The organism is Actinomadura opuntiae (assembly GCF_030283205.1).
Taxonomy (GTDB): domain Bacteria; phylum Actinomycetota; class Actinomycetes; order Streptosporangiales; family Streptosporangiaceae; genus Spirillospora.
In genome coordinates this window covers 58,864-76,616 of record NZ_JASNWF010000021.1, presented here as the reverse complement: position 1 = coordinate 76,616, position 17,753 = coordinate 58,864, and the positions used below count along the sequence as shown (strand labels likewise).

General features: G+C 74.5%; 18 protein-coding genes. 2 read left to right on the top strand and 16 right to left on the bottom strand.

Annotated elements, in window-relative coordinates:
- Window positions 1-211: 211 nt before the first annotated feature.
- From thiI to QP089_RS37105, 8 genes are all read right to left on the bottom strand, one after another.
- Window positions 212-1,423, bottom strand: coding sequence for a tRNA uracil 4-sulfurtransferase ThiI (thiI, locus tag QP089_RS37140; RefSeq protein ID WP_285918355.1), 1,212 nt, complete (start codon window positions 1,421-1,423; stop codon window positions 212-214).
- Between the two features lie 104 nt (window positions 1,424-1,527).
- The gene (locus QP089_RS37135; RefSeq protein WP_285918353.1) at window positions 1,528-2,553 is read right to left on the bottom strand and encodes a 6-phosphofructokinase; all 1,026 of its coding nucleotides are present in this window, start codon (window positions 2,551-2,553) and stop codon (window positions 1,528-1,530) included.
- A 168-nt stretch (window positions 2,554-2,721) separates the two neighbouring features.
- The gene (locus QP089_RS37130; RefSeq protein WP_285918351.1) at window positions 2,722-3,171 is read right to left on the bottom strand and encodes an SCO6045 C-terminal-like domain-containing protein; all 450 of its coding nucleotides are present in this window, start codon (window positions 3,169-3,171) and stop codon (window positions 2,722-2,724) included.
- Window positions 3,168-3,977 carry an MbnB/TglH/ChrH family RiPP precursor modification enzyme gene (locus QP089_RS37125; protein WP_285918350.1) on the bottom strand — a complete coding sequence of 270 codons (810 nt, stop codon included), beginning with the start codon at window positions 3,975-3,977 and terminating at the stop codon, window positions 3,168-3,170. The genes QP089_RS37130 and QP089_RS37125 overlap by 4 nt, the downstream gene beginning before the upstream one ends.
- A 1-nt stretch (window position 3,978) precedes the next feature.
- Entirely contained in the window at window positions 3,979-4,986 is a 1,008-nt protein-coding gene (locus QP089_RS37120) for a TIGR04222 domain-containing membrane protein (RefSeq protein ID WP_285918349.1), read from the bottom strand.
- Window positions 4,987-5,075: 89 nt separating this feature from the next.
- Window positions 5,076-5,741 (bottom strand): response regulator, encoded by a 666-nt coding sequence (locus QP089_RS37115; protein WP_285918347.1) that lies wholly within the window; start codon window positions 5,739-5,741, stop codon window positions 5,076-5,078.
- Window positions 5,742-5,747: 6 nt separating this feature from the next.
- On the bottom strand, window positions 5,748-6,986 hold the full coding sequence (gene macS / locus QP089_RS37110) for a MacS family sensor histidine kinase (RefSeq protein WP_446474116.1): 1,239 nt from the start codon (window positions 6,984-6,986) through the stop codon (window positions 5,748-5,750).
- A gap of 6 nt (window positions 6,987-6,992) precedes the next feature.
- Window positions 6,993-7,727, bottom strand: a complete 735-nt coding sequence (locus tag QP089_RS37105) for a lysophospholipid acyltransferase family protein (RefSeq protein WP_285918345.1) — start codon at window positions 7,725-7,727, stop codon at window positions 6,993-6,995.
- Window positions 7,728-8,124: 397 nt separating this feature from the next.
- Between QP089_RS37105 and QP089_RS37100 the strand changes: the two genes are divergently transcribed.
- Window positions 8,125-9,069 carry a hypothetical protein gene (locus QP089_RS37100; RefSeq protein ID WP_285918343.1) on the top strand — a complete coding sequence of 315 codons (945 nt, stop codon included), beginning with the start codon at window positions 8,125-8,127 and terminating at the stop codon, window positions 9,067-9,069.
- Here QP089_RS37100 and QP089_RS37095 read toward each other — a convergent pair.
- The 6 genes from QP089_RS37095 to QP089_RS37070 form a co-directional block, all read right to left on the bottom strand.
- The gene (locus QP089_RS37095; protein ID WP_285918341.1) at window positions 9,066-9,800 is read right to left on the bottom strand and encodes an endonuclease/exonuclease/phosphatase family protein; all 735 of its coding nucleotides are present in this window, start codon (window positions 9,798-9,800) and stop codon (window positions 9,066-9,068) included. The genes QP089_RS37100 and QP089_RS37095 overlap by 4 nt on opposite strands.
- A 10-nt stretch (window positions 9,801-9,810) precedes the next feature.
- Window positions 9,811-10,779 (bottom strand): ROK family glucokinase, encoded by a 969-nt coding sequence (locus tag QP089_RS37090; RefSeq protein ID WP_285918340.1) that lies wholly within the window; start codon window positions 10,777-10,779, stop codon window positions 9,811-9,813.
- A 49-nt stretch (window positions 10,780-10,828) separates the two neighbouring features.
- Window positions 10,829-11,413, bottom strand: a complete 585-nt coding sequence (locus QP089_RS37085) for a hypothetical protein (protein ID WP_285918339.1) — start codon at window positions 11,411-11,413, stop codon at window positions 10,829-10,831.
- Window positions 11,414-11,467: 54 nt separating this feature from the next.
- Window positions 11,468-11,902 carry an SRPBCC family protein gene (locus QP089_RS37080; protein WP_285918338.1) on the bottom strand — a complete coding sequence of 145 codons (435 nt, stop codon included), beginning with the start codon at window positions 11,900-11,902 and terminating at the stop codon, window positions 11,468-11,470.
- A 65-nt stretch (window positions 11,903-11,967) separates the two neighbouring features.
- A complete protein-coding gene (locus tag QP089_RS37075) occupies window positions 11,968-12,735 on the bottom strand; it encodes a metallophosphoesterase family protein (RefSeq protein ID WP_285918336.1) in 768 nt (255 codons plus the stop codon).
- Between the two features lie 84 nt (window positions 12,736-12,819).
- Window positions 12,820-13,515, bottom strand: coding sequence for a copper homeostasis protein CutC (locus QP089_RS37070; protein ID WP_285918334.1), 696 nt, complete (start codon window positions 13,513-13,515; stop codon window positions 12,820-12,822).
- A gap of 232 nt (window positions 13,516-13,747) precedes the next feature.
- On the opposite strand from QP089_RS37070, the gene QP089_RS37065 reads away from it, so the two are divergent.
- Window positions 13,748-15,538, top strand: coding sequence for an AMP-dependent synthetase/ligase (locus tag QP089_RS37065; protein WP_285918332.1), 1,791 nt, complete (start codon window positions 13,748-13,750; stop codon window positions 15,536-15,538).
- Between the two features lie 93 nt (window positions 15,539-15,631).
- Here the strand turns inward: QP089_RS37065 and QP089_RS37060 are convergent, their stop codons facing one another.
- Window positions 15,632-16,294: an NAD(P)H-binding protein gene (locus QP089_RS37060; protein WP_285918330.1), complete on the bottom strand. Its 663-nt coding sequence runs from the start codon at window positions 16,292-16,294 to the stop codon at window positions 15,632-15,634.
- Window positions 16,295-16,340: 46 nt separating this feature from the next.
- Window positions 16,341-17,741: a DUF1996 domain-containing protein gene (locus QP089_RS37055; protein WP_285918329.1), complete on the bottom strand. Its 1,401-nt coding sequence runs from the start codon at window positions 17,739-17,741 to the stop codon at window positions 16,341-16,343.
- Between the last annotated feature and the right edge of the window lie 12 nt (window positions 17,742-17,753).

Sequence of the window (17,753 nt, the reverse complement as noted above, 5' to 3'; positions counted from 1 at the left end):
CCTCCTTCGGCGGGCACTGCGTGCGATCGCTGCATCGCTCCGGCTCGGCCCTGGGGGCCTCGCTGCGCGATCAAGTTCTCGCAAGCTCGAACTTGGCTTCGCACGCGATCGCAACGTTGCGGTCGCCGGCGGCTGAGGTTAGGGCGTGCCTCCGCTGCGGCTCTGCCAGGTTGCGGCTTCCTGCCGGAGCGATCGGCCGGATCAACTGCAGCTAAATCCGATGCTCTTGGACGGAGTCGGCGAGTTGGTCGGCGAGTTCGCCGACGTCGAGGCGCTTCTCGATCTGGCGGAGGTCGTCGATCTTGGCGCGGGTCTCCGCGCGGCGCGGGGCGAGCATCGTGCAGCAGTCCTCGTCGGGCAGCTCGGAGATGGACAGCGTGCGGATGCGGCGCGCCTGGTCCATGATCTCGATCTTGTCCATGCCGACGAGGGGGCGCAGGATCGGCAGCTCGACGGCGTCGTCCAGCGCGGTGATGTTGGCCAGGGTCTGGCTGGAGACCTGGCCGAGCGCGTCGCCGGTGATCAGCGCGGAGCCGCGCAGGCGGCGGGCGAGCACCTCGCCGGTGCGCAGCATCAGCCGGCGCTGGGCGATGACGGCGAGCCGGTCGGCGCCCGACGACTTGATCTGCTGCTGCGCCTTGCCGAACGGGACGACGAACAGCCGCGACCCGCCCTGGAACTTGTCCAGCTCGCGGACCAGTGCGTACGCCTTGTAGATCGACTCGGGGCCGGTGAACGGCATGCCGGAGAAGTGCAGGTAGTCGACGCGCAGGCCGCGGCGCATCATCCGGTAGGCGGCGACGGGCGAGTCGATGCCGCCGGACATCAGCACCAGGGCGCGGCCGGACATCCCGACGGGCAGGCCGCCCTGGCCGGGGAGGCCGCCGGAGTAGACGAACACCTCGTCGCGGTCGACCTCGATCGACAGGGTGTGCTCGGGGTCCTTCAGCCGGACGGGCTGGCCGTAGCGGTCGGCGACGAGGGCGCCGATGTGCCGGTCGAGTTCCATGGAGGTCAGCGGGAACCGCTTGTCGCGGCGCCGGGACCGGACGGCGAACGTGCCGGTGCGGCCGTCCATGAGCTCGAGGGCGGCGCGCTCGACGCTGGCGACGTCCTTGCCGACCCGCCAGGCGCGGTGCGCCCAGACGATGCCCATGACGTCGGTGACCCGCGCCGCGACCTGCTCCATGGTGGCCAGGTCGGCATCGTGCTTGCGGACGATGAAGACGCCGTGCCGGCGGATCACGTCGACGCGGGCGATGGGGCGGACGGCCTGCCGGACGTTGTCGGCGAGGCGCCGCTCGAACTGCTCGCGGTTCTTGCCCTTGAGGACGACCTCGCCGAGCTTGAGCAGCACGCACGGCTCACCGTCGACCGGGGACTGCTCCCGGATGTCCGCGGGCGCGGTCTCGAGCGTGGTCATGCGTGGTCCTCCCGGCGGGAACAGGTCGTGGGGCGGTCTCCAGTGTGGCCCACTGAACCCAACATCGCGACCCGGAAAGGGTGTTCCCGCCGGGAGGCACCGGTTCAGCCGAAGAAGACCTCGGCCTCGGCGTAGCGCTCCAGCGGGACGGTCTTCAGCTCCTTGGTGGCCTCGTCGAGGCCGACCCGGACGATGTCGGTGCCCTGCAGCGCGACCATCTTGCCGTAGTCGCCGTCGCGGACGGCGTCGATGGCTTGCAGGCCGAAGCGGGTGGCGAGGACGCGGTCGAACGCGGTCGGGGTGCCGCCGCGCTGGATGTGGCCGAGCACGGTGGCGCGGGCCTCCTTGCCGGTGCGCTTCTCGATCTCGTCGGCGAGGGCCTGGCCGATGCCGCCGAGGCGGACGTGCCCGAACGAGTCGCGCTCGCCGGTCTGGAGCTGCATCTGCCCGTCGATCGGGTGCGCGCCCTCCGACACGACGATGATCGGCGCGTAGCGGGTCTTGAACCGGCTCTCGACGTACTCGACGACCTTGTCGATGTCGAACGGCCGCTCGGGGATCAGGATGACGTTGGCGCCGGCGGCCATGCCGACGTGCAGCGCGATCCAGCCCGCGTGCCGGCCCATGACCTCGCAGATCAGCGCGCGGTGGTGGCTCTCGGCGGTGGTGTGCAGCCGGTCGACGGCCTCCATGCCGATGTTCACCGCGGTGTCGAACCCGAAGGTGTAGTCGGTGGCGTTGAGGTCGTTGTCGATCGTCTTGGGGACGCCGACGACGTTGACGCCGTTGGCGTACAGCTCGCGCGCGACGCCGAGGGTGTCCTCGCCGCCGATGGCGATGAGCGCGTCCACGCCGAGGCCGGCGAGGTTGTCCTTGATCCGCTCGATGCCGCCCTCGACCTTGACCGGGTTGGTCCGCGACGAGCCGAGGATCGTCCCGCCGCGCGGCAGGATCCCGCGCACGGCCTGCACGTCCAGGGCGACGGTGTCGCCTTCGAGGGGCCCGCGCCAGCCGGCCCGGAAGCCCACGAACTCGTAGCCGAAGACCTGCACGCCCTTGCGGACGACCGCGCGGATGACCGCGTTCAGGCCGGGGCAGTCCCCACCTCCGGTGAGCACTCCGACTCGCATGCCGTCTCCTTCTCCCGCCACCGGGCTCCTCCCTCGATTCACACGGCCAGACTAGTAGTCAGGGCATGACCACGCAGGGCATTCGCCGGCCGGACCGGCGCGCCGCCATTGGTCTAGACCATAGTCCCCGGGGGCGCGCCGCGGCACGCCGTCCGGCCGTCCGGCGCATCAGGCCCGCGGGCGCCCGAGGGTCCGGACCCTTCCCCGGAACCGCACCGCCACTCCCCCGGGGACGCGCCGCAGCGCCGCCCGCCGGGGACGCGGCGCGGACGCGCCGTCGTAGGCCCAACTGATCTCCGCCAGCGCCAGTTCCCGCGCGGCGTCCCCGGCGAGGCCGTCACGGTGCGCCCGCGCGAAGTCCCATCCGTCGCGGAAGGAGCCCCGGGTCGGGCGTCCGGCCGCCCACGCAGCGAACTCCGCCTTCCAGGACGTGCCGTACGCGGCGGCGAGCGCGGGCCAGGCGCACGCCACCTCGCCGGCCCGCTTCAGCAGGATGCCGTACGCGGCGGCCTGGACCGCGTCCGCGTCGAACCCGCCGGGCACGGGGCCGCCCGCCGCCATCGCCCGCACTAGCGCCTCCTGCGCCGCCGCCAGCCCCGCGTGTCCCGACTCGCTCATGTGATGGCCGCCAGCCCGGACGCGGCGGCGATGGCGTCCAGCTCGGCGCGCATCTCGCCGATCGGCGGGTAGTGGCCGTCGCGTTCCAGCAGGAAGCCGGGCGGGCGGTGTCGCGCGCACAGTGCGGTGATCAGGTCCAGGACGTCCGGCGGGACGGCGGCGGTGTGCGTGTCGTGGTACCGGCCGCCCTGCTCGACGCCGCCCGCGACATGGCAGTACGCGACGCGCTCCAGCGGCAGCCGGTCGAGCAGCCGGACGGGGTCCTCGCCGCGGTTGCGGGCGTTGGCGTACACGTTCGCGACGTCCAGCAGGAGCAGGGCGCCGGTGCGTTCGAGCAGTTCGGTGAGGAAGTCGCCTTCGGTGTACTCGGCGTCCGGCCAGTCGAAGAGCGTCGCGATGGGCTCGACGGCCAGCGGGACGGGCAGTTCGGCCTGGGTGCGGCGGATGTTGGCGGTGAGCGCGTCCAGCGCCGCCCGGGTGCGGGGCACCGGCAGCAGGTGCCCGGCCTCGATCCCGCCCGCGCGGACGAACGCGACGTGCTCGCTGACCATCGGTGAGCCGAGCGCCTCGGCGCAGGCGGCCAGGTGCGCGACACGCTCGGCGGCGACCGGTTCGGCGCCGCCCAGCGACAGCTTCACCCCGTGCGGGACGACCGCCGCGCCGCGCTCGCGCAGTCCGAGGAGTTCGGGAGCGGGGTGCGCCGGGTGCACGGACTCCGCGATCACCTCGGTGAAGCGCAGGCCGGGCAGCGCGCCCACGAACCCGGCGATCTCCGGCCGCCACCCGATCCCGACGCCCAGGTCCATGTCAGCTCCCGCCACCGCAGCTGCTGCCGCCACCGCCGCAACTGCTCCCGCACCCACCGCCGCCGCCACAGGAGTGGTGGCCGCCGCCGGAGCCGCCGCCGCAGCCGTGATGGTGGCCGCCGCCGGAACCGCCGCCACCGCAGGAAGCGGACGAGCAGACGGGCGCGGACGCCGAGCAGGCCGAGCCCGTGTACCCGCCCGAGGCCGCCGCCACCCCGGTCAGCTGGAGGTAGCGGCCGAGCCCGACCGTCTGGGCGAACATCTCGTCGAACGCCATCAGCGCGGCCGTGCCGAACAGCGCGACGCCCATGACGACGTCCGGGCCGGGCAGGCCGGCGTAGGAGGCGCCCTGCGCCGGGTCGAGGTGCGGGCCGGCCGACCTGGCCTGCGCGACGGCCCGCTCGCCCTCCTTCGTCGGGCCGTGGCCGGCCGCGAGCCCGACCGCCGCCCCGGACAGGGCGGCGAGCGGCGCGAACACGATCAGGGCCTTCGGGAAGCCGTCGAAGGCGTCACCGATCAGGAAGAAGTAGACGAAGCCGGCGAGCACCCAGGCGCGCAGGAGCCACCGGACCGCCCACAGACCCGGCCGCATGCCGAGGCGGATCAGCAGCCCCTGCTCGATCAGGCCGTCGCGGAGCTCGTCGAGCGCGGTCGACACGCCCGTGTCGGCGGTCAGCTCGGCGAGCGTGCCGGCGCGTCCGCCCGCGATCGCTTCGAAGACCGCGCCGTCCAGCGGATGGCCGGCGGTGCGCGACGCGCCGGACGGCGGCGGGACCGCCGTCATGCGCCCGTCGCCGTGGGCGTCGACCGCGCCGTCCACCCGCAGCGCCGCCAGCGACGCGGCGATCGCGTGGCGCCCCCCGCCCTGCAGGTAGGCGATCTCGTACGGGTGCGGGTCGCGCGTCGGCGGCGTGCCGCGCACCAGGGCCGATCTCTGCCGCCACAGGACCGCGACCAGCGCGAGCCCGACCAGGAAGTGCAGCGCGAGGAGCCACAGCGTCTCGTCCACCGAACACGCTCCCGTCAGTCGGCGTCGTCGTCGCGGATCAGACGCACGCGTCCCGGCGGGAGTTGGAGGCGGGCACGGCCGGAACCGGCCTACTCCTCGTCGTCCAGGCCCTTCTCGATGGCGTAGCGGACGAGTTCGACGCGGTTGTGGAGCTGGAGCTTGCCCAGGGTGTTCTGCACGTGGTTCTGCACCGTGCGGTGCGACAGGACGAGCCGCTGGGCGATCTGCTTGTACGTCAGGCCCTTCGCGACCAGGCGCAGCACCTCGGTCTCGCGGTCGGTGAGCCGGGGCGCGTCGTCGTCCTCGCGGGCGGGCGCGGCGGCGAGCCTGCGGTACTCGCCGAGGACGAGGCCGGCCAGCCCGGGGGTGAACACCGCGTCGCCGTCGGCGGTGCGCCGGACGGCGTCCAGGAACTCCTCGCGCCCGGCGGACTTGAGCAGGTATCCGGTGGCGCCCGCCTTCACCGCCTCCAGGACGTCCTGCTGCTCGCCGCTGGCCGACAGCACCAGCACGCGGACGGGCGGGTCGGCGGCGGCCAGGTGCCGGGTGACCTCGACGCCGCTGATGTCGGGCAGCTGCAGGTCGACGACGGCGACGCGAGGGCGCGCGGCGGCGGCGATCCGGACGGCGGCGCGGCCCTCGCCGGCGGTGGCGACGACCTCGTGCCCGGCCTCGGCCAGGTCGCGGGCGACCGCCTCGCGCCACATCGGATGGTCGTCGACGACCATGACCCTCAACGGAACCTCGCTCACCATCACACCTTAGACAGACCTGGACGAACGAGGCACGGTCATCTCGATCTCGGTGCCCTCGCCGGGCGCCGAGTCGATCGCGACGGTGCCGCCGAGGTCGCGGACGCGGCCCCGGATGGACTGGGCGACGCCGAGCCGGCCGGACGCGGCGGCGTCGTCGAGCCGCCCGGGCGGCATGCCGGGGCCGTCGTCGCGGACGCTGACGGTGACCGCGGCGGGGTCGTCCTCCAGCAGGACCCAGGCGCGGGCGCCGTCGCCGCAGTGCCGCCGGACGTTGTCCAGCGCCGCCGCGACCGCCGCCGCGAGCTCCGCGGCGGCGTGCTCGGGCAGCGTCACCGGCGTCGCCGGCGTCGACACGGTCACCGACGCGGACGCCTGGCCGGTCAGCAGCGGCCGCAGGTCGGTCCCGCGCCCGGCGCCGGCGGAAGGGCCCGGCGCCGGCGCGGCGTGCACCCGGCCGGAGGCGGACGGGCCCGCGCCGATCAGGGCGCGCAGCGCGGCCTCCTGCTCCCCCGCCAGCCGGCCCAGCTCGGCCGCCTCGCCGCCCGCCTCGCCGCCGCGCCGCTGCACCATCGCCAGGACCTGCAGCACCGAGTCGTGGATGCGGCGCGCCAGCCGCTCGCGCTCCCGGGTCGCCGCCTCCATCTCCACGGCCCGGGCCAGCCGCGCCTCCGCCTCCCGCGCCAGCCGCACCACCTGCCCGACGACCAGGCCGGCGAGGAGCAGCAGCACGATGCCGTTCAGGGTGGTGTTGCCCATCCCGCCGGCCGTCCCGGCGACGGCGTGCACCAGCAGGTTCGCGACGCCGAGCACCAGCGCGGCGGCGACGCCGAACCGCCGCCCGCCCGCGACCGCCCAGGCCAGCACGGACGCCGCGACCCACGACACCGGCAGCGTCGGGCGGCCCGCCGCGATGTGCGCGGGGGTCTCCACCCACGCGGTCGTGACGATGCACCCGAACGCGACGGCGAGGTCGGCGGCCAGCAGTGGCCATCCGCGGCGCGCCGGGTCCCGGTACGCCAGCGTCGCCACGCCCGTCCAGACGGCCAGCACCGCGAGGACGGCCCAGCCCCCGAGCGGCCGCGCGTACCCGCCGGAGTTCTTCACGATCACGACGGCGGCGTACACCAGCGCCAGCGCCCGGTACACCGCCACCGACCGCCACAGCGCCGCGTCCAGGGCCGCGCCGGTCGCGGCGGCGTCCTGCCCGCGCTCCTCGCGGGCCGCGCGGTCCTCGTGCACGGGCACCGGGGATCAGTCCTCGGTGAAGCCCTCGTCGCCGTCCTCGACCGGGCGGACGGGCTTGCCGTCCATCTCCGCCTTGACCTCGGCGGCGTACCGGTCGACGTACTCCTGCCCGGACAGCTTCCGGATCGCCTGCATGATCTCGTCGGTGACCGCGCGGAGCACCTCGCGGTCGTCCTCGCGGCCGAAGTAGCGGGAGAAGTCCATCGGCTCGCCGAACCGCACCCCCGGGCGGATCCCGAGGCGCGGGTACGGCTGCCCGGGCGGCATCAGCTTGAACGTGTTGATCATCGCCATCGGGATCACCGGGACGCGGGACTTCAGCGCGAGCCGCGCCACCCCCGTCTTGCCGCGGTACAGCCGCTCGTCCGGCGCCCGGGTGCCCTCGGGGTAGATGCCGAGCAGCTTGCCCTCGCCGAGGATGCGCAGCCCGGTCTGCAGCGCCGCGTCCGCCTCGGGCCCGCCGGTCCGGTCGACCGGGACGACCCCCACGCCGGTGAAGAACCCCTTGCTGATCAGGCCCTTGATCCCCGTGCCGGTGAAGTAGTCGGCCTTGCCGATGAAGAAGATCGGCCGCATCAGCGGCAGCGGGCCGAAGAAGTGGTCGGCGAACGACTGGTGATTGGAGGCCAGCAGGGCGGGCCCGCGCTTGGGGACGTTCTTCATGCCCCGGTTCCGCGGCCACCACGCGCCGTACATGATGGGAGAGAGCACGACCCTCAGCAGGATCCAGAACCAGAGCATGCCGACACCTTCCTCCGAACCGCGTGTGCCTGCGGCGCGCACGTCCAAGTCCCCGTCCGAGGGGGGTAATGATGGGACATCTTCGCATCCCGTGCGGCGCACGCCCACACCACTGTCCCGGTCCCGCCGGACGGTCCCGCGCGTCCCGCCGGATGACCGTAGGCTGTGGTCGCGACGCAGTCGGTCCGGGAGGGGCGGGGGGCCGCGGCCCCTCGGGGGATACTGACCGGAAATCTCAATCGGGTGCGCCCGGGGGCTTGTCCAGCGCGGCGCAGCGAATACCGTGGGACACACGTTTCGGGTCGTCCGGGAGGCCGGGCGCCCGCCTCAATGGGGGAGCGGAGGCCGCCATGCCGGTGCTGTCGGTCACGCCGGAGTCGTCGAAGGAGCCGGCCCCGTGAATCGCCGTGGCAATGGACTGTCCGCCGACACCTACGCGCCGCTGGTCGACCTCGCCCCGCATCTGGCCGACGCGATGCTGGCCGCGCTCGGCGAGGCGGGCGTGGCGGCCTACGCCACGTCGCCGGACGGCCTGCCCGAGATCGCCGGGACGGCCGGCGACGCGGTCGGCGACGTCCTGGACCGGCTGTACGTGGACGTGGAGATGAAGCCGGCCGCCGAGGGCATCCTGCGCGCGCACCTGGCGCGGCTGCGGGACGCCGGGGTGCGCGGCGACGGCGACGGCCGGCCCGAGACCGACCTGGCCGATCCGGGGCCCGATCCGTCGCCCGGCCGCGACGGGGCCCACGACGGGCCGCGCGACGGCGCGTTCGACGGGGCGTTCGACGTGTTCGACGCGGCGGCGTCCGGCCGGCGGGGCGACGCCGGGTCCGAGGGCGGGTCCGGCGCGTCCGGCAAGGGCGACGGCGCCGACGAGCCGGGCCGCGACCGCGACCTCGACGAGGACGCGATCTGGGCGCAGATCGTCGCGGGGTTCGACACCGCGCCGGAAGGCGACGAGGTCCCCTGGCCCGACCAGGAGAACATCGACGACCGGCCCCGGCCGCCGCGCGAGGGCGACGACCGCACCGGCCGGCTGCCGCGGGCGCGGGTGATCCGCCCCGCCGACGACGCCCCCGAGTTCCCGCCCGGCGACGACGAGGAGGGCCACTACATCCCGCCGCCGCCTCCGCCGCTGCCGAGCGCGGACCCGCTCACCAAGGGCGCCTGGGTCGCGCTGATCGGCGGCCCGGTCTACCTGCTGGTCACCGTGATCCTCGACTGGGAGGTGCCCGGCTGGGCCGCGTTCCTGGCCGTCGCCGCGTTCATCGGCGGGTTCGTGACGCTGGTGCTGCGGATGGGCGACGAGCCCCGCGACCCTGACGACGGCGCCGTCGTCTAGCCCTTCGGCTCGCGCACGCGGAGCTCGGGTACGCGCAGGTCGGCGCGCAGCGGCCGGTGGTCGGTGGCGCGGACGTGGTCGCCCGGCTCGTCCGATTCGTCCGGCGGAACGCCGCAGCCCGCCACCTCGACGCCCGGATCGGCGAACACCCCGTCGATGCGGCGGCGCGGGTCGCGGGCGGAGAAGGTGAGCTCCTCCCCCGCCGGCGCGGTCGCGTAGCCGTCCTGGAAATGGTCGGTGAGCAGCGTCCAGGACGGGCCCCCGGGCTCCTCGTTGATGTCGCCCGCGAGCACGACCGGCGCGCTGTACAGGGCGCGGGCTCGGTCGAGGTGCGCCAGCACCTCGTGGACGTGCCGCAGCCTCGGCCCGTCGGCGAGGTCGAGGTGGGTGCTCGCCGCGATCAGCCGCGCCGGCCCGATCTCCAGCACCGCGATCGCCAGCGCCCGGCGGTGCAGGCCCTCGTCCGGCGTCAGCAGGTGGAACTCGCGGCGGACCCGGCGGACGCGCGGCGCCGCGAGGACGGCGAGGCCGCACGCCCGGCGGCCCGCCGCCACGTCCATCCCGCACGCCCGCGCCAGCCGGCGCCGCTGCGCGCGCCAGCCCCAGAACCGCGGCACCTCCTGCAGGCACAGCACGTCCGGGTCGTTCGCGCGGACGACGCGCGCCACGGCCTCCGGGTCGTCGCGCAGGGACCGGATGTTGTAGCTCAGCACCCGCACCGGCGTCGCCACGGCGCCGGGCCTAGACGGGCGCCTCGTGGAGGGGCCGGACGCGGGCGAGGTCGGCGGCGCCGACGATCCCGGCGGCCGAGCCGAGCTCGGCGATCCGGATGTCGGGCAGCGGACGGTGCCCGCGGCCGGTCAGCGCCTCCTCGAACGCGACGCGGATCGGGTCGAGCAGCAGGTCGCCGGCGTCGGACAGGCCGCCGCCGATGATGAACGCGCCCGGGTCCAGGATCGCGCTGAGGTCGGCCAGGCCCTGGCCCGCCCAATGCGCGATCGTCCGGAAGCACTCCAGCGCGGCCTTGTCGCCCTCGCGGGCCGCCTGCGACACCTCGGGGCCGCTGATGCCCTCCGGCCGGCCGCCGCCGAGCTCCAGCAGCCGGCCCGCCATCGCCGGCGCGACCCGCGCCAGGTCGCGGGCCTCGTGCACGAGCGCGTTGCCGCTGGCGTACTGCTCCCAGCAGCCGCGGTTGCCGCAGCCGCAGCGGCGCCCGTCCGGGACGACCCGGAAGTGCCCCATCTCGGCGCCGATCCCGAACCGGCCCCGGTACAGCTCGCCGTTGATGATGATGCCGCCGCCGATGCCGGTGCCGAGGGCCACCAGCACCAGGAAGTTCTCGCCGCGGCCCGCGCCGAACTTCGCCTCGCCCCAGGCGGTGGCGTTGCCGTCGTTCTCCACCACGACCGGCAGCCCGACCAGGTGCTCGACCTTCTCCCTGATCGGCTCCTCGCGCCAGGCGAGGTTCGGCGCGAACAGCACGTGGGAGCGGGTCTCGTCGACGAACCCGGCGGCGCCGAGGCCGACCGCCGACACCTCCGCGTACTTGCCCTTGAGCAGGTCGACGACCTCGGCGATGGTCTCGGCGGTCTCCTTGGGGTTGGTCGAGGGAGTCGGCCGCCGGACCTTCTCCAGGATCGTTCCCCGGTCGTCGACGACGCCGGCGGCGACCTTCGTGCCGCCTACGTCCACGCCGATGGTCAGGGCCATGTACGCTTCCTCCTCCTCGCGCGCCCCTGGCTGGAGCCCGTCCGCACCACTACCCGATGTCGATGGAGTCGCCGCCGGTGGCGGCCGCCCACGGGTCGCCCGGCTCCCCGCCCGGCGCCTCCGCGCGCGGCGCCTCGCCGCGCGGGGTCTCGCCGCTCGGGGCGGCCTCGTGGCGCGGGGCCTCCTCGCGGGGCGACCGTCCCGACCGCTCGGACGTACCCGCCCGGGGGCCCGCCGACGCATCGCGCGGCCGCGGGGGCCGGTCCCGGTTCGGCTCCGGGCGGGTGCGGTCGAAGCCCTGCACCACGTCCAGCGCGGCGGCCAGCAGCGACTGCCCGGCGTCCCGGACGTGCCGGCCGATGTCGGGCCCCGACTCGCGGGACACCGCGATGGCCCGGCAGACCGGGCAGTGGCAGCACTCGGGGGCGCCGGTGGCGTAGCGCGGCGGCGCGGCGGTCGCGGTCGCCCACGCGTCGCCGCCGCCGCCCTCGCGCGGCCGGTCGCCGCGCGGGCGCTCCTCGCGTTCGGCGCGGTCGTCGCGGTCGTCGGCGGACCCGCCGCCGACCACCCGCTTCAGCACCGCGTCGAAGAGCTTGCCCGCCTCGTTGATCAGGTCACCCGGCTGATCGGTCATGACTCCATCATCCATCCGTCATCGGCGTGAAACGGTACCGCCTCCCGGGCGTGCTCAGCTCTCGACGCGGCGCTTGAGGCCCTTGAGCGCCGAGTCGATGATGCGCTTCTCGCCCTTGCGCTTCACCATGCCGATCATCGGGACGCGCACGTCCACCGCCAGCTCGTAGGTGACCTCGGTGGCGTCGCCGGCGCCGGCGAGCGCGTAGGTGCCGTGCAGCCCGGTGACGACGGCGCCCTTCTCCACCAGCTCCCAGCTCACCCGGTCGTCGCCCTCCCAGGTGTAGGCGAGGCCGACGGTGTCGCTGAACGGGCCGCCGTCGAAGGTCAGCCGGCCGCGCAGCGCCCGGCCGTCCGGGCCGGTCTCCTGGACGGTGAACTCGCGGATCCCGCTCGCCCAGTCCGGATAGGCCTCCAGATCGGCGATCACCGCCATGATGTCGGCCTTCGCGGCCTTGATCGTGATGGAAGAACTCGTGCGGTCCGCCATCTGCGTTTCCCTCCGGCTCGCCGTGAACCCGCGCCCGGGCCCGCTGTCCTACAGCACGGTAGCCGTCACACCGTCAGGACGTACGGCACCCCGCGCGCGCGGAAGTGGCCCACGTTCACGCATTCGGTGCGGCCGATGCGGGTGCGGGCGGCGAGCGGCTGGTGGACGTGGCCGAACAGCACGTATTTCGGCTGCGTGCGGTGGATCGCGTCCAGGATCGCCTCGCTGCCCCGCTCGAACCGCCGGGCGACGGTGTCGTAGAGCAGGTCGGGGACGGCGGGCGGGATGTGGCAGCACAGCACGTCCACCTCCCCCACCGCCTCGACCTTGGCCGCGTACGCGTCGTCGTCCAGCTCGTAGGGGGTGCGGTACTCGGTGCGCAGCCCGCCGCCGACGAACCCGAACCGCAGCCCGCCGATCTCGGCGGTCTCCCCGTCCAGGACGCGGTGCCCGTCGCGCAGGTGCGGCGCCCACATACGCGGGATGTCGACGTTGCCGTAGGTGAGGTAGGCGGGGGTCGGCATCGCGGCGAAAAGCTCGGCGTACTGGCGGTCGACGGCGCGCTCGATGTGCGGCCACGCGTCCCCCTCCAGGGACGCCCACAGGCCGCGGGAGAACTCCCGGGCCTCGTCGAAGCGCTTCTGCGTCCGCAGCGCGATGAAGCGGTCGGCGTTCTCCTGGCCGAACAGGTCCGCGAAGATGCCCTGGCCGTGGTCGGAGTAGTCGACGAACAGGATCAGGTCGCCCAGGCAGATGAGCGCGTCCGCACCGTCGCCCGCGCTGCGCAGCGCGTCCGCGCGGCCATGGACGTCGCTCACCACGTGGATCCTCATGACGCGACTCTAATAGGGCACTACTCCCCCGAAAACGGGCGGCCCTCCGGGGCGCCGGCGTCCGCGCGAGCAGGCGGGCAGGCGTCAGCCCGCGGCGGCGGACACCAGCGCACGCCACTCCCCCACCAGCGCCGGGTCGACCGGGGCGTCCCACGACCCGTCCGGGCGGACGGCGGTGCCGACGTGGAACGCGGTGACGCCGGCCGCGGCGAGCACCGCGACGTGCTTGCGGCGCAGCCCGCCGCCCGCCATGATCATCGCGGCCGAGCGCGGGTCCTCCGCGGCGCGCCGGACCAGCACGTCGACCCCGGCGTCCACGCCGCGCGCCGAACCGGCCGTGAGCACGGTGTCCAGGCCGCCGTCCAGCGCCCGGACCGCCTCCCACGCCTGGACGGGGTCGGCGGCGTGGTCGACCGCGCGGTGGAACGTCCACGGCAGCGGCGCGCAGCCGGACGCGAGCTTGCCCGTCGCGCCCGCGTCGACATGGCCGGAGGAGTCGAGGAAGCCGAGCACGAACCCGTCGGCCCCGGCGGCGGCGAGGTCGGCGGCGGCGCGCACGAGCCGGTCCAGCTCCGCGCCGGTGGTGCGGAACCCGGCGTTGGCCCGCAGCATCACCCGCATCGGCAGCGCGGTGGCGGCCCGCACCGCCTTCACCACGTCCGGATCCGGGGTGAGCCCGTCGGCGCCCATGTCGGCGACGACCTCGATCCGGTCGGCGCCGCCGTCCTGCGCGGCGCGCGCGTCCGCGGCCGTCAGCGCGATCACTTCGAGCAGCGCCATGGCCCTCCCCCGACCGGATTCCGTATACGACCAGGTCAAGGGTAGGGGAAGGACCGGCGGCCGCCCGGCTGCGACGAGCGGTCTTTGCCGTGCCGTTAACCGTCGATCCGGAGGCCGGCGCGGGAGGCGATGCTCACTTCCCGGCGATATTCCTACTCGTGGGTATCATTCAGCTTCGGAGGGACCGGCAGGTTCCCCCGCCGTCCCCGAAGATCGACTACAGGAGTGGGCCGTGCGCGAGTTCAGCGTCCCCGCGATGGTGGAGGTCCCCGACTCCGCCAATCTGACCGACGCGCCCTTCACCCGGGCCGCCGAGGAACCCGGCCGCATCGTGCTGCGCCGCCGCAGCGGGAGCGCGTGGAGCGCCGTCACCGCGGCGGAGTTCGCGGCGGAGGCGGCGGCGGTCGCCAAGGGCCTGGTGGCCGCGGGCGTCGAGCCCGGCGACCGGGTCGCCCTGCTGTCGCGCACCCGCTACGAGTGGACGCTGCTGGACTACGCGATCTGGACGGCCGGCGCGGTCGCGGTCCCGATCTACGAGACGTCCTCCGCCGAGCAGATCGAGTGGATCACCGGCGACTCCGGCGCCAAGGCGCTGTTCGCCGAGACCGACGCGCACCTGGCGCTGGTCGCGCAGGTCCGCGACCGGCTCCCGGGCCTCGCGCACGTCTGGGGCATCGACGCCGGCGGCGTCGCCGAGGTCACCGGGCTCGGGAAGGACGTCACCGACGCGGCGATCTCCGAGCGCCGCCGCTCGCGCACCGCCGCCGACGTGGCGACCCTCGTCTACACCTCCGGCACCACCGGCCGCCCCAAGGGCTGTGAGATCACCCACGGCAACCTCGTCCGGACCGCCCGCAACGCCGTGCAGGGCGCCATCTCCGAGATCGCCGTGGACGGCAGCTCCACGCTGCTGTTCCTGCCGCTGGCGCACGTGTTCGCCCGGCTGATCGAGGTCGCCACCATCGAGGGCGGCATCGTGCTCGGGCACAGCGACATCCCCAGCCTGCTGCCCGACCTCGCCTCGTTCCGGCCCACGTTCCTGCTGGCCGTCCCGCGGGTGTTCGAGAAGGTCTACAACGGCGCCGAGCAGAAGGCCGACGCCGACGGCAAGGGCAAGATCTTCCGGACGGCCGCGGACACCGCGATCGCCTACAGCCGGGCGCTGGACTCCGGCGGCCCGGGGCTCGGGCTCAAGCTGAAGCACAAGGCGTTCGACGTGCTGGTGTACGGCAAGCTGCGCGCGGCCGTCGGCGGCCGGGTCGAGTACGCGGTGTCCGGCGGCGCCGCGCTCGGCGAGCGCCTCGGCCACTTCTTCCGCGGCGTCGGCATCACGATCCTGGAGGGCTACGGCCTCACCGAGACCACCGCGCCCGCAACAGTGAACCGGCCCACCGCGATCAGGATCGGCACGGTCGGCAAGCCCATCCCCGGCGTGGACGTGCGGATCGCCGAGGACGGCGAGGTCCTCGTCCGCGGCGTCAACGTCCTGCGGGGCTACTGGAACAACGAGGCCGCCACCAAGGAGGCGCTGGAGGACGGCTGGTTCCACACCGGCGACCTCGGCGCCCTGGACGCCGACGGCTTCCTGAAGATCACCGGTCGGAAGAAGGAGATCCTCGTCACCGCGGCCGGCAAGAACGTCGCGCCCGCCCCGCTGGAGGACCGGCTGCGCGCCCACCCGCTGATCAGCCAGTGCCTGGTCGTCGGCGACGGCCGCAAGTTCATCAGCGCGCTGGTCACGCTGGACGAGGAGGCGCTCGGCCCGTGGAAGGAGCGGCACGGCAAGCCCGCCGCGATGAGCGTGGACGAGCTGCGCCGCGACCCCGACATCGTCGCCGAGATCGACGGCGCGGTCGCCGCCGCCAACAGCTCGGTCAGCCACGCCGAGGCGATCAAGAAGTACGTCATCCTCGGCGTGGACTTCACCGAGGAGGCCGGGCACATGACCCCGAGCCTGAAGGTCAAGCGCAACGTGGTGATGAAGGACTTCGCCGACGAGATCGAGTCCCTCTACACCGCCTGATCCGCACGCCGCGCCGCGCCGCGCTGCTCGGTGCCGCCTTGCTCGGTGCCGCGTTGCTCAGTGCAGTGCCGCGTTGCTCCAGTGCAGTGCTGCTCAGCGCAGCGCGGCGACGGCGTCGGCGATCGGCACGTCGCCGTTCAGCAGGTCGAGCGTGCGGTGCCGGGCGCCCGGCAGGGCGTCCAGCAGCGCGACGATCACCGCGGCGACGTCGTCGCGGGTCACCGCGCCGTGCCCGATCGGCGGTTCGGCGAGCGTCACGCGCCCGGTGCCCGGGTCGTCGGTGAGGCGGCCCGGGCGCAGGACCAGCCAGTCCAGGCCGCCGCGCGCCCGCAGGTCGTCCTCGGCCTCGCTCTTGGCGCGGATGTAGGCGGCCCACACCTCGTCGCGGCCCGCCGCGGGCGGGTCGCCCGCGCCCATCGCCGAGATCTGCACGAACCCGCGCACCCCGGCGTGCTCCGCCGCGTCCGCCAGCAGTACCGACGCGGCCCGGTCGACGGTGTCCTTGCGGGCGGCGCCGCTGCCCGGCCCCGCGCCGGCGGCGAACACCACGGCGTCCGCGCCGGCCAGGTCGCCCGCGATCTGGCCGGCGGAGGCCGCCTCCAGGTCGCGCACCACCGGCGTCGCGCCCGTCGCCCGCACGTCCGCCGCGTGGTCGGGGTTGCGGATGAGGCTCACCACGGTGTCGCCGCGCCCGGCCAGCAGCCGGGACAGCCGCAGCGCGATCTGCCCGTGCCCGCCCGCGATCACGATCTCCATACCGGCGATCCTACGCGCGGGCGCGCACGGGCCCTCGGGCCGGGGATCAGCGGCGGCTCCCGTTGATCGCGGCGACGGCCTTCCGCATCAGCTGGTCGTTCATGACGTTGATGAAGTCGCCGTGGTCGGTCACCGGGTCGTGCCCCTGCTCGGGGAAGGTGTCCAGCGCGAACGCCAGCGCCTTGGCGGGCACGTTGTAGGACAGCGTCATCCGCAGCTGCGGCACGGCCTTGCGGCCCTGCGGGCACTGCCCCGTCCGCTGGTCCGGGAAGACCATGTGGTCGCGGTGGTTGGCGCTGTCGGTGTTCTGGCCGTCCCAGCAGCTCGGGAAGTTCAGCACGCGCTCGACCTTGCTGCCGCTGGGGCACAGCGGGTACTTGTCGGTGAACGCCCGGTTCTCGAACCCGCTGCACGTCCACTGGGAGTGCGCGTTCGCCGGACCGTTCGTCGCGGCCTTGGCGTCACCGGTAACGATCCGCGTGAAGCGCGGGATCGCCGTCACCTTGCTGCGCGGGTTGCCGAGGAACTGCAGGCGCACCTTCGCCGGGGTGACGATGCTGCCGGTGTTGCCGTCCGCCTGGCTCTGCCCCGCGCGGTCGGAGCCGTCCTGGCCGGAGCGCAGCCGCACGACGGGCCAGTAGTAGGTCGACTGGTCGCCGTTGGTGCACGTCGTCCCGGCGGCGGCGAGCGTCTGGTCGGTCGAGAACGCGCTGGTGTCCTCGTTGCCGACGTAGTCGTGGATGTGGTGGGCGCCGTTCTGCACGCCGGGGGCCACGATCACGTTGTCGGGGTTGCTGTGCTTCTGCCCCGCGTTCGTGCCGCAGCTCGAGGTGAACACGCCGGTGGAGGCGGTCCGGCTGCGCCGCGGCTGGCGGACGGGCGGCGCCTTGCGGATGTCGACGAACTGGTCGGCGCGCGGGCCCTGCTTCACCTGGCTCTGGCCGCCGCCCTGGTTCTGGCCGCCGCCGTTCTGGCCGCCGCCCTGGTTCTGGCCGTCGCCGTTCTGCCCGCCGTCGCCGTTCTGCTGCCCGTCCCCGTTCTGGCCGCCGTCGCCCGGCTGGTTCGGATCGGTCTGGCCGGGGTCCGGGGAGCCGGAGTCCGGCGGATCGGGGACGGCCGTCTGCGAGGGGTCGCCCGTCTGGCCGCCGCCCTCCATCCCGGGCATGCCGGGCATCTGGCCGCCGCCGTTCTGCCCGCCGTCCTGACCGCCGTTCTGCCCGCCGTCCTGACCGCCGTTCTGGCCGCCGTTCTGGCCGCCGTTCTGGCCGCCGGGAGCGCTTGTCCGGCCGCCGCCCTGGTAGTGCTCGACGTGCCCGGCGGGGTCGGCGGCGATGGTCGTGCCGCCCGGCAGCGGCGCCGCGGCGCCCCCGGGCACGTCGTTGCACGCCGACGCGGCCATCAGGACGGCCGGGACCATCAGGACGAAGGCTTTTCTCTTTCTTCCCATTGAGTGCTCCCT

What these genes read in the sequence shown, in the direction of transcription:
- QP089_RS37105 (WP_285918345.1), bottom strand. Translation starts at nt 7,727, where the DNA reads ATGCTCTGGTTCTGGATCCTGCTGAGGGTCGTGCTCTCTCCCATCATG.
- QP089_RS37070 (WP_285918334.1), bottom strand. Translation starts at nt 13,515, where the DNA reads ATGGCGCTGCTCGAAGTGATCGCGCTGACGGCCGCGGACGCGCGCGCC.
- QP089_RS37075 (WP_285918336.1), bottom strand. Translation starts at nt 12,735, where the DNA reads ATGAGGATCCACGTGGTGAGCGACGTCCATGGCCGCGCGGACGCGCTG.
- QP089_RS37080 (WP_285918338.1), bottom strand. Translation starts at nt 11,902, where the DNA reads ATGGCGGACCGCACGAGTTCTTCCATCACGATCAAGGCCGCGAAGGCC.
- thiI (WP_285918355.1), bottom strand. Translation starts at nt 1,423, where the DNA reads ATGACCACGCTCGAGACCGCGCCCGCGGACATCCGGGAGCAGTCCCCG.
- QP089_RS37135 (WP_285918353.1), bottom strand. Translation starts at nt 2,553, where the DNA reads ATGCGAGTCGGAGTGCTCACCGGAGGTGGGGACTGCCCCGGCCTGAAC.
- QP089_RS37130 (WP_285918351.1), bottom strand. Translation starts at nt 3,171, where the DNA reads ATGAGCGAGTCGGGACACGCGGGGCTGGCGGCGGCGCAGGAGGCGCTA.
- QP089_RS37115 (WP_285918347.1), bottom strand. Translation starts at nt 5,741, where the DNA reads ATGGTGAGCGAGGTTCCGTTGAGGGTCATGGTCGTCGACGACCATCCG.
- QP089_RS37060 (WP_285918330.1), bottom strand. Translation starts at nt 16,294, where the DNA reads ATGGAGATCGTGATCGCGGGCGGGCACGGGCAGATCGCGCTGCGGCTG.
- QP089_RS37055 (WP_285918329.1), bottom strand. Translation starts at nt 17,741, where the DNA reads ATGGGAAGAAAGAGAAAAGCCTTCGTCCTGATGGTCCCGGCCGTCCTG.
- QP089_RS37125 (WP_285918350.1), bottom strand. Translation starts at nt 3,977, where the DNA reads ATGGACCTGGGCGTCGGGATCGGGTGGCGGCCGGAGATCGCCGGGTTC.
- QP089_RS37085 (WP_285918339.1), bottom strand. Translation starts at nt 11,413, where the DNA reads ATGACCGATCAGCCGGGTGACCTGATCAACGAGGCGGGCAAGCTCTTC.
- QP089_RS37090 (WP_285918340.1), bottom strand. Translation starts at nt 10,779, where the DNA reads ATGGCCCTGACCATCGGCGTGGACGTAGGCGGCACGAAGGTCGCCGCC.